Source organism: Dehalococcoidia bacterium (genome assembly GCA_025060295.1).
Classification (GTDB): domain Bacteria; phylum Chloroflexota; class Dehalococcoidia; order Lucifugimonadales; family HRBIN23; genus HRBIN23.
Genome location: JANXCH010000003.1, coordinates 75,855 through 88,330 on the forward strand (window position 1 = coordinate 75,855; position 12,476 = coordinate 88,330).

At 64.9% G+C, this 12,476-nt stretch carries 17 protein-coding genes; 6 read left to right on the forward strand and 11 right to left on the reverse strand.

Going from position 1 to position 12,476, the window contains the following annotated elements:
• Positions 1–49: 49 nt before the first annotated feature.
• The 6 genes from NZ951_02560 to NZ951_02585 all read right to left on the reverse strand — a co-directional run bounded on the left by NZ951_02560 (position 50) and on the right by NZ951_02585 (position 4,573).
• Entirely contained in the window at positions 50–727 is a 678-nt protein-coding gene (locus NZ951_02560; GenBank protein MCS7206800.1) for a hypothetical protein, read from the reverse strand.
• Between the two features lie 152 nt (positions 728–879).
• Complete coding sequence (locus NZ951_02565) at positions 880–1,047, reverse strand: hypothetical protein (protein MCS7206801.1); 168 nt, start codon at positions 1,045–1,047, stop codon at positions 880–882.
• A 10-nt stretch (positions 1,048–1,057) separates the two neighbouring features.
• Positions 1,058–1,576: a 3-isopropylmalate dehydratase small subunit gene (gene leuD, locus NZ951_02570; protein ID MCS7206802.1), complete on the reverse strand. Its 519-nt coding sequence runs from the start codon at positions 1,574–1,576 to the stop codon at positions 1,058–1,060.
• A 20-nt stretch (positions 1,577–1,596) separates the two neighbouring features.
• Entirely contained in the window at positions 1,597–1,938 is a 342-nt protein-coding gene (locus NZ951_02575; protein MCS7206803.1) for a hypothetical protein, read from the reverse strand.
• A 3-nt stretch (positions 1,939–1,941) separates the two neighbouring features.
• Positions 1,942–3,240 carry a 3-isopropylmalate dehydratase large subunit gene (gene leuC, locus NZ951_02580; GenBank protein MCS7206804.1) on the reverse strand — a complete coding sequence of 433 codons (1,299 nt, stop codon included), beginning with the start codon at positions 3,238–3,240 and terminating at the stop codon, positions 1,942–1,944.
• 172 nt (positions 3,241–3,412) lie between these two features.
• Positions 3,413–4,573: a molybdopterin-dependent oxidoreductase gene (locus NZ951_02585; protein ID MCS7206805.1), complete on the reverse strand. Its 1,161-nt coding sequence runs from the start codon at positions 4,571–4,573 to the stop codon at positions 3,413–3,415.
• Between the two features lie 383 nt (positions 4,574–4,956).
• Here NZ951_02585 and rsmI point away from each other — a divergent pair, with 383 nt between their 5' ends.
• The 4 genes from rsmI to NZ951_02605 all read left to right on the forward strand — a co-directional run bounded on the left by rsmI (position 4,957) and on the right by NZ951_02605 (position 7,708).
• The gene (gene rsmI / locus NZ951_02590) at positions 4,957–5,820 is read left to right on the forward strand and encodes a 16S rRNA (cytidine(1402)-2'-O)-methyltransferase (protein ID MCS7206806.1); all 864 of its coding nucleotides are present in this window, start codon (positions 4,957–4,959) and stop codon (positions 5,818–5,820) included.
• Positions 5,821–5,928: 108 nt separating this feature from the next.
• Positions 5,929–6,966 (forward strand): cell division protein FtsZ, encoded by a 1,038-nt coding sequence (gene ftsZ / locus NZ951_02595; GenBank protein MCS7206807.1) that lies wholly within the window; start codon positions 5,929–5,931, stop codon positions 6,964–6,966.
• Between the two features lie 131 nt (positions 6,967–7,097).
• Complete coding sequence (locus NZ951_02600) at positions 7,098–7,340, forward strand: zinc ribbon domain-containing protein (GenBank protein MCS7206808.1); 243 nt, start codon at positions 7,098–7,100, stop codon at positions 7,338–7,340.
• 101 nt (positions 7,341–7,441) lie between these two features.
• Entirely contained in the window at positions 7,442–7,708 is a 267-nt protein-coding gene (locus tag NZ951_02605) for a hypothetical protein (protein MCS7206809.1), read from the forward strand.
• On the opposite strand, the gene NZ951_02610 is transcribed toward NZ951_02605, so the two are convergent.
• Positions 7,705–8,409 carry a TIGR01906 family membrane protein gene (locus tag NZ951_02610; protein MCS7206810.1) on the reverse strand — a complete coding sequence of 235 codons (705 nt, stop codon included), beginning with the start codon at positions 8,407–8,409 and terminating at the stop codon, positions 7,705–7,707. The genes NZ951_02605 and NZ951_02610 overlap by 4 nt on opposite strands.
• Positions 8,397–9,326 (reverse strand): cation diffusion facilitator family transporter, encoded by a 930-nt coding sequence (locus NZ951_02615; GenBank protein MCS7206811.1) that lies wholly within the window; start codon positions 9,324–9,326, stop codon positions 8,397–8,399. The genes NZ951_02610 and NZ951_02615 overlap by 13 nt, the downstream gene beginning before the upstream one ends.
• Before the next feature lie 114 nt (positions 9,327–9,440).
• Between NZ951_02615 and NZ951_02620 the strand changes: the two genes are divergently transcribed.
• Positions 9,441–10,289, forward strand: coding sequence for an amidohydrolase (locus tag NZ951_02620; protein MCS7206812.1), 849 nt, complete (start codon positions 9,441–9,443; stop codon positions 10,287–10,289).
• 72 nt (positions 10,290–10,361) lie between these two features.
• Positions 10,362–11,114, forward strand: coding sequence for a hypothetical protein (locus tag NZ951_02625; GenBank protein MCS7206813.1), 753 nt, complete (start codon positions 10,362–10,364; stop codon positions 11,112–11,114).
• 90 nt (positions 11,115–11,204) lie between these two features.
• On the opposite strand, the gene NZ951_02630 is transcribed toward NZ951_02625, so the two are convergent.
• The 3 genes from NZ951_02630 to NZ951_02640 form a co-directional block, all read right to left on the reverse strand.
• A complete protein-coding gene (locus NZ951_02630; protein MCS7206814.1) occupies positions 11,205–11,429 on the reverse strand; it encodes a hypothetical protein in 225 nt (74 codons plus the stop codon).
• Positions 11,430–11,460: 31 nt separating this feature from the next.
• Complete coding sequence (locus NZ951_02635; protein MCS7206815.1) at positions 11,461–12,138, reverse strand: 1-acyl-sn-glycerol-3-phosphate acyltransferase; 678 nt, start codon at positions 12,136–12,138, stop codon at positions 11,461–11,463.
• Positions 12,131–12,476: (d)CMP kinase (locus NZ951_02640; GenBank protein MCS7206816.1), on the reverse strand; the 346-nt coding region annotated here is incomplete at its 5' end. The genes NZ951_02635 and NZ951_02640, both read right to left, overlap by 8 nt.

Here is a 12,476-nt window from a genome sequence, read left to right on the forward strand (position 1 = left end):
CGTGCCTGATGCGCCCCTGGGTTTTGGTCTCTTGTACCTGGTCGCCCTCCTATCCCCCCGCTTGCCGAATGACCCGCTTGGGGAGTTCCTTGCGCAGGCGGTCTATCTTGCCCTTGACTCTCTTGAGGGCCCTGTCCACCTCATCCTGATCCATCAGGCGCAGGCCTTGCTCTGTCAGGGTGGCCACCTGCACCGGCCCCCCGCAGTCCACGCACAGAGCACTCACGGCGTCCACCACATAGGCCACCAGCGCCACCGCCTCCTTCACCCTTATCCCCGGGAAGTAGAGGTCGCTCAGCACCATATCCCCCACATCGCGCCCCGACCCATAGCATTCCCAGGTGCGCATCTCGCGAGGGTGCATCTCCTCCGCGTCAATCGCCCACAGGCCCTTCTCCCCACCGTCCAGAAAGCCTGCGACCAAGATCTGGCGCTCCTTGACGGCGCTTTCGCCCCCCTCCTCGGCCATCTTGCGCAGAACCCCTTCAATGAGGGTGAGCGCCCGTGCCGGCGTGAGCGGGGTATTCTCGCCCTTCTCGTCAAGAACCTCCCCCAAACGGCGGGTGAACACCTCCCCCAGCGTGGGATTGCCCGCCGAGACAATGGCGAAGCGCCCCTGCACCAGGTGAATCTGGGGCCAGTAGCGGAAGAAGTTGCCCCGCGTCTCTTGGGAATCACAGGCGAACACGGCCCCGTCGGCGCACCGCAATCCAATGGCTATCGTCATGGATCGCTCCCGCCCCGCACCTGCTATGGGGATATTCTACCAGAAGGCCCCGTGTGCCTGGCACGGCCCGTGCGCAACCGAGGCTTTCAGGCCTGTGGGCCCAGCGGTTATGGGGGAGGGGGCGCGCCTGGACCAGGCGGGGGGACGCTCCGTCAGCATCCCGGCTCCCCAGGATGACCACAGCAGTCCCGCGGCGGAGGGCCAAACCGTCGCACCAGATTGCGTACCGCCACCCCCAGCCTCTTCAGCACGGGCAAAGGCGAGGCGCGCCAGTTGGCCGCCACCTCCCGCAGACTCCCCCGACGGCGGGGCGTGGTCATAGCCCTTCGCTCATGTCTGCGAGGAAGCCATCCCCGCCAGTTTACGCTTGGTGTATTCTATCAGCCCCCCAGCCGCCAGCACCTCCAGCATAAAGGGCGGGAAGGGTTTGGCGCGGAAGGTGGTGCCCCGGGTGAGGTTGCGAATCGTCCCCGTGGAGAGATCAACCTCCAGTTCGTCTCCCGCCTGGGTGCCGTCCACCGCCTCGGGACACTCCAGCACAGGCAGCCCCAGGTTGATGCTGTTACGGAAGAAGATGCGGGCGAAGGTCTTGGCGATGATGCAGGAGATGCCCGACGCCTTGATGGCGATGGGGGCGTGTTCCCGACTAGAACCACACCCGAAGTTCCTATCCGCCACAATGATATCTCCGGGGCGCACCCGTTTGACGAAGTCGGGATCAATGTCCTCCATGCAGTGTGCAGCCAACACCTTGGGGTCGATGGTATTCAAGTAGCGGGCAGGGATAATGACATCGGTGTTCACATCCGCCCCATACTTGTGGACACGACCACGCAAGATGGTCTGCATGCTCCCTCCTTCCTCAGGGCTTACCGCCCCGTTACCAGAATGCTGGCCGCCAACCCCACCAGCCCCGCCAGCACCGTGACCATAATTCCTACCAACCAGTAGAACTGCGTCCGCATCTCCTGGCGCAGGGAGCCGATCTCCTCTCGCGTCTCCTGGCGTAAAGCCGCTATCTCCTGGCGCAGAGAGCCTATCTCCTCCCGCGCCTCCTGGCGCCCCGTCGCCATCTCCTGCCGTATCTCCTGGCGCCCCGTCGCCATCTCCTGGCGCAGCGCCAAAAGGTCCGCCTCCAGGCGCGTCAGACGCCGATCCACCTGCTCCAAAATCCCCTCCACACGCGCCAGGCGCTCCGCTTCCGTGGTCATCGTTCACCCCCGCATAGCCAACAGCACATCCTCGGCCCGGGCAACCTCTTCGGGGTGGGCGATGCGCCCCAGCACGGCACTGGCCGCCGCCACTGAGGGGTTGGCCAAGTAGGCCTCCGCCTTCGGATGACCCATGCGCCCAGGGAAGTTGCGATTGGAGGTGGAGACGCACCGCTCCCCCTCTGCCAGAACCCCCATATATCCCCCCAAGCACGGCCCGCAGGAGGGGGTGCTCACGGCGCACCCCGCCTCCACGAAGATGTCTATCAGCCCCTCCTTCAGCGCCTGCTTGTAGACCTGGGTGGTGGCAGGTATCACGATGCATCGCGTCCACTGGGCCACCTTCCGCCCCTTCAGGATGGCCGCCGCCTCCCGCAGGTCCTCCAGACGTGCATTGGTGCAGGAGCCGATGAACACCTGGTCAATGGCGATGTTTTTGCTGGCCAGTGCGCTGGCCGTGGCAATGTTCCCTGGAGAGTAGGGCATAGCCACCACCGGCTCTATCTTGGAAGCGTCATACTCGTAAGTGGCGGCGTAGTAGGCATCGGGATCGGGGGTGTAGACCTTCCACGGCCGCTTGGCCCTGGGACGCACATACTCCAACGTTACCTCGTCAAAGGGCACGATCCCCGTCTTCCCCCCCGCCTCGGCCACCATGTTGCACATGGTGAAGCGGGCATCCATGGACAGGGTGCGAATGGCCTCCCCCTCAAACTGCATGCAGGCGTACAGCGCCCCGTCGGTGCCAATCTGCCCGATGGTGTAGAGGATGAGGTCTTTACTGCGCGTCCAGGGGCCGAGGCGGCCGTGGTAGATGAAGCGGAGGGTGTGGGGCACCTTCATCCAGATCTCCCCCGTGGCCATGGCTACCGCCAGGTCGGTGGAGCCGAAGCCGGCAGCGAAGGCGCACAGGCCCCCGCAGGTGGTGGTGTGGGAGTCCGCCCCCACATACACATCCCCCGGCACCACGATACCCTGCTCGGGCAAAAGAATGTGCTCGATCCCCGCCTGCCCCTGCTCAAAGTACACCACCCCATACTCCCGAGCGAAGTCCCGCATGGCCTTGGCCAAAGCCCCAGCAGCGATGTCCTTGTTGGGGACGAAGTGGGACGGGACAAAAACCACCCGGGAGGGGTCAAACACCTTCTTGACCCCCAGTTTCTTGAACTCCCGAATGGCAAGGGGGGCGGTAACATCGTTGCCCATGCACAGGTCCACCCGCACATTGAGCAGGTCGCCGGGGGAGACCTCCTTCTTGCCGGCATGGTCGGCCAGGATTTTCTCGGCAATGGTCATGCCCATAGTGGCCCTCCTCTTGGGGGCGTCTCTCGGAAGCCAGACCCCTTCCGATGCCCTACTGCGATTATATCGCTTCTCTCTTCACGCTTCCCGCCCACCCTCGCAGATAGCAGACACCACCCCCTGTTCCTGACCCCGCTGACCTTCCCCTGTGTCCTTTGGGGGGCGCACGGACTTACCCCTGGCTATCCCGGTGCACCACAAACGCCACCTTGTGGATCCCTAACGCCCCATCGGGGAAGGAGTCGCGCTCCACCTCCGCCTGCCACTGGCCGGTGCCGTCGGCCGCCCGCACCCGCAGGGTTGCCCTGCCTGCCGTGGTCACGGGTTTGCGGGCCGTCCAGATATGCCAGGTGTACGGGGAAAGGGCCGGACGCACCAGCGCCTGCTCCCAAGTTTGTCCCTCATCCCAGCTTATCTCCACTCGGCTGATGCCCCTGTCCCCAGCGTAGGCGATGCCCGCCGCCTCTACCTGCCCCGCCTGCACCCTCTGGCCTGTGCGGGGTGTCCAAATCTGACTGGTGGTATGCACAAAGGCGGTATCGCTCCATCCCTGCTCCTGCCAGAAGCCCGTGAAGTCCTCGGCCACAGGGCGAATACGCGTCAGCCACTTGACGCTCTTCAATCCGTAGCGCCCCGGCACCAGCAAGCGGGCAGGATAGCCGTGCTTGTGGGGGAGAGGCTCCCCATTCATGGCATAGGCCACCAGCACATGCTCCTGCAGAGCCACCTCCAGCGGCACGCTATCGGAGTACCCGTCGGCGGCGAAGAAGGCCACCTTCCGCACCCCCTCCTGCACCCCCGCCCGCTCCAACAGGATACGCAGCGGAACGCCCCTCCACAGGGCAGTGCCGATCAGATCCCCTCCCACCGGGTTGCTGATGCACTGGAGGGTAACCGCTATCTCCACAGCGGGCAAAGCCAGCAGGTCGCTATACGAGAGGGTCATAGGCGACCGCACCAGGCCCTCTACCTGTAGGCTCCATTGGGCGCTGTCCAGGTGGGGGTCCACGAAGTTCTTGGAGACGGTATAGAACTGGGCGGTAGGGGTAATGTCTGTGGGCAGAGCACCCGCAGGGCGACGAGGGTGGCGCGGCAGGGCAAGACGGGGCAGTCCGCCCACCAGGAGGCGGATGCCCCCCAAGACCCCCAAACCTGCCACCCCCCACAGGGCCAGTCGCCCCAGAGCGGAGCGCCGATCCGGCCGGGGCGGGCCGGGGGCCAGGGCCAAGGAGACCCCCCCCGCCACCAACCCCGCCACGCCACTGGCACCCACCACCCCTGCCCAGAAGCCCAGCCCCGTTCCCCCCGCCAGCCACCCCAACCCCACCGCCATCAGCCCCAACCCTCCCCCAACTACCCCTGCCCACACCAAAGGCGACCGCCTCCCCGCCATCCTGCCCCCCACCACAACCACACCCGCCCCCATTCCCACCAGCACCAGGGACAGCCCCACCAGTAGAAGAGGCTTGGCCAGATACAGGAGCCTATCCAGTAGGAAGCCAAACAGCCAGCCGGGCATGGCCTGCACCAGACGCTCCGCCACCACCTCTTGCAGGGAGGGGGCCTGGAGGGCAAAACCTGCCCCCAGCAACAGCAGTGCCCATAGCACCCCCACACCGATACCCACACCCACAAGACCCCTCCGCGTCTGTGTGCGGTGCTCCATGCGCGCCCTTCCCCCTCGTATGATACGCTAACCGTAGGATTGGGATACGCATGGGCACACTATATGTGGTCGCCACCCCCATAGGCAACCTGGAGGACATTACCCTGCGGGCTCTGCGGCTGTTGCGGGAGGTGGCCCTCATCGCCGCCGAAGACACCCGCACCACCCGGGGCCTGCTGGCCCATTATGGCATCACCACCCCCCTGGTCAGTTTTCACCGCCACAATCAGGCCCAGCGCCTGCCCCTTCTTCTAGAGCGCTTACGCCAGAGCGATGTGGCCCTTGTGAGCGAGGCGGGCACCCCCGGGGTGAGCGACCCAGGGCAGGCACTGGTAACGGCAGCGGTGCAGAAGGGCTTCCCGGTGGTGGTTGTCCCTGGCCCCTCGGCAGTAACGGCAGCCCTGGCAGTCTCGGGCCTACCTGCCGACTCCTTCCTGTTCCTGGGTTTTCTGCCGCGCGCCCCGACGGAGCGCCGCAGCCTTTTGGGGCGATGCGCCTCTTTACCCTTTACCCTTGTGTGGTTTGAAGCACCGCACCGTCTGCGGGCCTCCTTGCAGGACGCCCTGGAAATCCTGGGCGACCGCCCCTGCGCCATCGGGCGCGAGTTGACCAAACTCCACGAGGAGGTGTTCCGGGGAAGCCTGGCCCAAGCCCTGGAGCACTTCATCCAGCCGCGCGGGGAGTTTACCGTCGTGGTGCGTGGCGCACCCTCGTCCCCCGAGGCTTGCTGGACAGAGGCCCAAGTGGCACAGGCTTTACGAGAGGCGTCGGCACAGGGCCTGCGTCCTAGCCACGCCGTCGCTCGGGTGGCACGCATGGCCGGGTGGCCCCGAGCACAGGTTTATGCTGTGTGGCGTGCCCTGGGGGGAATCGGCCCCAAAAAGACCGTATCCCCTGGCTCGGACAACGCCTAATCCCAGACGAAAACGCCGTCAAAACCCTTGACAAGCCTTCGGTGCAACCTTTAGAGTAGGAGCGTCAGACAGCCCCCAGGAGACCTGGGGCCGTTGGAGGGAGTAGATATGGTTGATACCGCTGCTCGTCCCGCGCGCAAGCCCCGCATCCGTGAAGCCCCCGCGAGCATCGCCGTTGTGGGTGTTGGAGGTGGAGGGTGCAACGCTGTCATGCGGATGCTTCGGGAACAGAAGCAGGTCCCGGGTGTGCGCTATATTTGCGCCAACACCGACATCAAGTCCTTGGAACGGGTGCAGGGGGCAACGGTGGTGCACATCGGGGAGCGCTTGACCCACGGTTTAGGGGCAGGCGGGAACCCCGAGGTGGGGGCCCAGGCTGCAGACTCTGCCCGCACCGCCCTGAAGAGGGCCATCGGTCGGGCCGACCTGGTCTTCCTCTGCGCTGGCATGGGCGGGGGCACAGGCACCGGCGCCGCCCCCATCGTCGCCGAGATCGCCAAAGAGACGGGGGCCCTGGTGGTCGGTGTGGTTACCACCCCCTTCTCCTTTGAAGGGGCCCGCCGTCTGGAGACCGCCCACGCCGGCATGGCCCGCCTGCGGGAGAAGGTGGACAACCTCATCGTCATCCACAACGACCGCCTCCTCAAACTGTTCAAGCGGGATGTGCCCATTGAGCAGGCCCTGACCATGGCCGACGAGGCCGTCATGCTGGGCGTCCTGTCGGTGGCTGAACTCATCAATGTGCCCGGGGAGATCAACGTGGACATGGCCGATGTGAAGACCATTATGAAACTCCCCGGCCACGCCTTGATGGCCCTGGGCACGGGCAAAGGCCCCGGCGGTGCCTTGGAGGCCGCCCGTCAGGCCGTTACCAACCCCCTCCTGGATATCTCCATTGACGGAGCCAAGGGGGTGCTGTTCAATGTCAACGGCGGCCCCTCTCTGACCTTGGGGGAGGTGAACACCACCGGTGAGTTCATCGCCTCCAAAGTGGACCCCCAGGCCATTATCTTCTTCGGCATGGTCAACGACCCCAACATGGGCGACAATGTGCGCATCACCATCATCGCCACAGGTATCCCCGACAAGCCCCCTCGCACCGTCTCCAGCGCCCCGAGCTTGTGGGAGGCGCCCCGCAAAAACTAACCTCACCTTCCGCCTGTGGGGGGGTGCCCCTACGCGGGCATCCCCCCACCTTTTTTCTGCTCGGGCTTACCCCCGTGTGCGCCCTTGCCTTATACTGGAAACACCACACCCTCGTCCTTGGAGGATGGGGTATGCCCCTGTACGAGTATCAGTGCACCGTGTGTGCCACCCGCTTTGAACGCCTGCGCCCGTTCAGCCAGGCCCACGAGCCCCTCGCCTGTCCGGACTGTGGTGGGCAGAGCCGCCGCCTGCTGTCCGTCTTCACCGCCTTCTCGGCCACCTCTTCCGGACAGACCCAAGCCATCGCCGGCGCCGGTGGAGGATGCAGCGGGTGCGCGGGGGGAGCGTGTGCCTCATGCGCCCACGGCGGCTAAACACCTTATCCCCCCACCCACAGGTGTCGTAGTCGCGCCAAGGGGGCGCCAGAGGCCCACCGCTCGGGGGAGGATATGGTTCACCCTCTGGTGGTCCCCGCATGGTGGGGGCAGGGGCCATCCACCCCGCCCTGACGCCTGCCCACTCCACCCACGCCCCGGCCCACGCCATCCTGTTTGCACTGGCGGGGGTGGCTCAGGCCATATGGGGTATGGTCTTCTGGCGGAGGCCCACCCTGTTCCTGTGGAACCTGGGTGTCCTGGGGACGGGGGCACTGGTGGTGGGAGATGTCCTGCCTGCTTTAGGGCCTCCGCACGCTGATCATGCCCATCCCCACTCCCACGACGACCACCCCCACAGCCACTAGCCCCTCTTGGTGCGCCGACGCAGCACCCACCCCAGGGCCATCACCAGCGTCGCCTGGGCCAGGGATGCCCCCGCCACCACCATCGTGGCCAGATACCAGAACCCCTCAGGGAACAACTGAATGAGCATATCCCGGGAAGGATCCAATTGCCAATAGGGGTTACGGAAGGCGATAATGTGAAACAGAGTGAACAGCCAGGGGAAGGCCACCGCTAAGGCCACTCCCGCCACCACCAGCACACCCAGGGCCAACCATCCCCCCACCAACAGCACCCGCCCCACAAACACCCGCCCCCGTTTCAGAAAACCCAAAAGCACCCCCAGGGCAATGACGCCCCCGCTCACCTCCTGCACCCGGTACACCCCCCGCACCAACACCCGCACATCCCGCATGTGGATGACCTCCCGCTGGTTGAACAGGGAACGCTCCACACCCCGCACGGGCACCCGCACCTCCAGCCACTCCTGCGGGCCGTTGAAGTAGGCGATAAAGGCGCGGGCCACCCGCTCCAAATCTGCCGGAGCGATGCCCGTTACCTCGGACACCCCGAACCGCTGGAAGCCGTAGGTGTACAGGGGAAGGGCATTGATGGCCAGGCGCACACTGGTGGTTACACAAAAGATGGGCAAGAGGGCCAGGGTGAGCACCGTGAAGAGCCAGGTGGCCCCGGTGAACACCACACGGACGGTCAGGGCAAGCATCGCGGGTCGCCCACGCAGTGCACCGGCTCCTCGGGGAAGTCGGGCGTTTCCACCTGAATGGTAGCGTGGTCAATGCCGAACTGGTGCTTCAAGTGCTCCCGCACCTGCACCAACAGGTCTTTGCTATCGCCCCGCTCCACCACCAGGTGCCCGCTCATGGCCACAAACCCCGTGGACAGCGTCCACACATGTAAATCATGGACACCCACAACACCCGGCAAGCGCAAAAGGCTCTCCCGCACCCGCTGCAGGTCAATGTGGGTGGGCACCGCCTCCAGAAGGATATCGGTGGTCGTGCGCAACAGGCGCACCACCGACACCACCAGGATGGCGGCGATGGCTAAACTGGCGATGGGGTCGGCCAGGTGCCACCCCTTCCAGAGAATCAAGACCCCCGCCGTCAGCACCCCCACGCTTCCCAAGGCGTCGCCCAGCACGTGCAGGAGCACCCCTTGCACATTGATAGTGCGCTGGCTCTGTCGCGCCAGAAGCAGAGCCACCGTGAGGTTGGCCAGCAAGCCCACCAGGGCGATGCCCAGCATCGGCCCGCCCAGCACAGGGGGCGGGTGGCGCAGGCGGTGCAGAGCCTCAAAAACGATGTACCCCACAACCCCCAACAGCAGCAGGCCATTGGCCAGAGCCGCCAGCACCTCGGCGCGGTAGTAGCCCCAGGAGTGACGCATCGTCGGAGGGCGGATGGCGAACCAGGCCGCCACCACCGCCATCCCCGTGGCCACCACATCGGTCAACATATGCCCTGCGTCGGCCAGTAGGGCCAGGCTCCCCGTCAGGATGCCCCCCACCACCTCCGCCAGCAGGAAGGTGCCCGTTATCCCCAGGGCCAGCAGCAAGACCCTTTGGCTCTGCCGGCGTGCCACCTGGTTACCGTTGACTGGGGCAGTGCGGGGCGTCTCCACGGCTCGCCTCGCCTTTTACCCTATAAGCAACCCCACCCCCACGTCAAGGCGAGGGCAGCCTGCCGTCTTGACACCCTTCCCCTGGCCCTCTAGGGTAACTCCCAGGAGGTATGCATGAGCACCATCCGCCGTCTGCTCCAGGGAGCCATTGACATCCACGTGCACTTCGCCCCTGACCCCCGGGTGGAGCGGCGCTCCGATGCTTTAGAGGTGGCCCAATATGCCAAAGCCCAGGGTATGCGGGGCCTGGTCCTGAAAAGCCACGAATACCCCACCGCCCCTGTCGCTTACACCGTCGCCCAGGTGGTGCAAGGGATCGAGCTATATGGGGGGCTTTCCCTAGACGAGGAGGTTGGGGGCCTCAACCCGGTGGCGGTGGAGGCGTCCGCCCGCATGGGGGCCAAGGTGGTGTGGTTCCCCACCTTCTCGGCCAAGGCGTGGCGGGAACCTGTCGGAGAGAAGGGGGGCATTCGCATCCTGGACGACAGAGGGCGCTTGGTGCCCCCGGTGCACCACATTCTGGAAATCACCCGCCACTACGATATGGTGCTGGCCACGGGGCACATCGGCGTGGACGAGACCTTCGCCCTGGTGGAGGAGGCGCGGCGGGTGGGCATCGGGCGCATCGTCATCACCCACGCCTCCAGCATGACGCCCCGCACGGGCCTGACGGTGGAGCATCAGAAGCGCCTGGCCCAGATGGGGGCCTACATTGAGCACTGCGTCCACGCCATGATGCCCACCACCTTGCGCATCCCCCCGTCCGAGATCGCCCAGCAGATCCGGGCCGTGGGGGAGGAGCACTGCATCCTGAGCACCGATTTCGGCCAGGCTTTCCACCCCATTGCGCCGGAGGGACTGCGCATGGGCATCGCCTGGCTGTTGGGAGCGGGCCTGAGCGTGGAGGCAGTGGAGCAACTGGTGAAGTACAACCCCGCCCGCCTGTTGGGCCTGGGGGGGTAAGGGATGGGCAACCCAGTGCTACGCCTGGCGCGGGGGCAAAGGGGAAACGCCGATCCCCTGGGGGGATAGGCCATGAAGTGGAGCGATGTCATAGAGAAGGTGTTACACGAGAATAAGGGTGTCGCTTCCCTCCATATCCTCTACGAGAGGGCAGCACAGTATCGACGCCTGCCCACGGGGGACTGGCGCAAGACTTTGCGGGGCGTTCTCTACCGCGAGGTGAAGCGAGGCCGCTTTGCCAAGGTGGGGCTGGGCGTCTATGCGTTGCCCTCCCTCACGGCACCGCAGCCCTCCGCCTATACCTATGCTTTACGAGGCCAGAGCGTTGAAGAGTACTTCCACAGCCTAAAGGGGGACCTCCACAGCACTATAGAGGGCATGCTCCTGGAGATAGGGAACTTCCTCGAATATCACACCTATACAGCCGATACCAACCGATATTTTGACAATAAGCCTCTACGGGACCTATGCACACTCCATCAAATTCCCGATTTCACTTACCCAGATATGAAAAAGCGTGTTGCCCGTTGTGATGTCATCTGGTTCACACGCTCCTCACACCCCTTCCCCAAATATGTGTTTGAAGTGGAGATAACCACCGATTTCACCAACTCTATGCTCAAGATGTTTGAGTTGAAAGATTTTGATGTGCGCCTGGTCTTGGTGGCCTCCGAGAGGCGCTCCGCGCTCTTTCACCAACGCTTGTCCCAGGAGCCCTTCGCCAGCGTGCGCTCCAAGTTCCACTTTCGCTCCTTTGAAATGGTCGGCAAATTCTATTTCAACTGCGTTGAGCACTATGAACTCAAAAGCACTTTCCTGCCGTAAACCAAACCCTCTGGGGCAGCCTTTGGCTATCCCCGCAAGAGGCCGGTGCTCACCTGCATCTCCCTTCGCCCTCTGGGGCCCAGTTCCCCCCTACTCCCTCAGCGGAATCTGCCCCCAGGTTACCCCCTCCGGATGAGGGTACAGCCCCTTCTCCTGCACCAGTTGCCGAATTTTCGTCAACGGCGCATTCACCTCCTCCGTAACGAGCACCCAATCCGGCGCCTCCGGCCACCAATAGGGGGAGGTGATCCGCACCACCTTCCCATCCTTAATGTTCAAATAGATCCCAAACTTCCGTACCGTCGGCTGGGTCATAGGCTCATCCTCCTCGGTGCAGCGGTATCGCCTACAAGCGCTCAGACACCACACTTCTCTCTGCTCGGGTGCCCACCCCCCCATACACACCTCGATAGGCGGGGGGCAACAGCAGAGCCACCCGCTCCATGACCATATCCGTCAATGCCTGCATCTGCTCCCGGGACAGACGCCCCTCCACCACGGGCAGGGTGAAGGGCTGGCCGATGCGCACCCGAATGCGCCCCGTGGGAAAGGCCACCCGCCACAACGGCCCCAGGTGCTCCGTGCCCGTGATCCCCACGGGCAGAATCGGTGCCCCCGACCGCAGGGCCAGCACCGCCAGCCCAGGCTGGCCCCTGCGCATCCCCCCGCGGGGGTTGCGATGCCCCTCCGGGAACACCACCAGGGTGCCATCCCGCTGCAAAAGGCGCAATGCCCACAGCATAGCGGGTGTATCCGCCCCGTCCCTGTCCACCGGGTAGGCCCCATACGCCCGCAAAAAGGCCCCCAACCCGAAGCGAAACAGGGTGCGCTTGGCCACGAAGCGCAAGCGCCGAGGGATGCTCACCGCAAGCAGGGGCGGGTCCAGGTTGCTCAGATGGTTGGCCACCACAAGCAACGGCCCAAAGAGGGGCACATTCTCCCGCCCCTCCACCTGCCAGTCGGCGAACCAGGTGAGCACCCGTCGGAACGCCCCGTTGGACACCCGATAGGCCCAATCAGCCACGGCCCTCCCCCCACCGCTGGTGTGCCAAAGCCAAAATCTTCTGCACCACCTCGTCTATAGTATACGGGTCGGTGTCCAAAAGGACAGCATCAGGGGCCGGCTGCAAGGGGGAGACGGCGCGGGTGGAATCCCGTCGGTCGCGCTCCTCCAAGGAGCGGCGCACCTCCTCCAGCGAAAAAGAGGCGGAGTTGGAGGAGGCCTGCAGTTCCCGCCACCGCCGCATGGCGCGCGTCTCCACCGAGGCTAACAGGAACACCTTCAACGGCGCATCGGGGAGCACCACCGTCCCGATGTCCCGCCCCGCCACAATGATGTTCCCCTCCTGGGCCAAAGCCCGC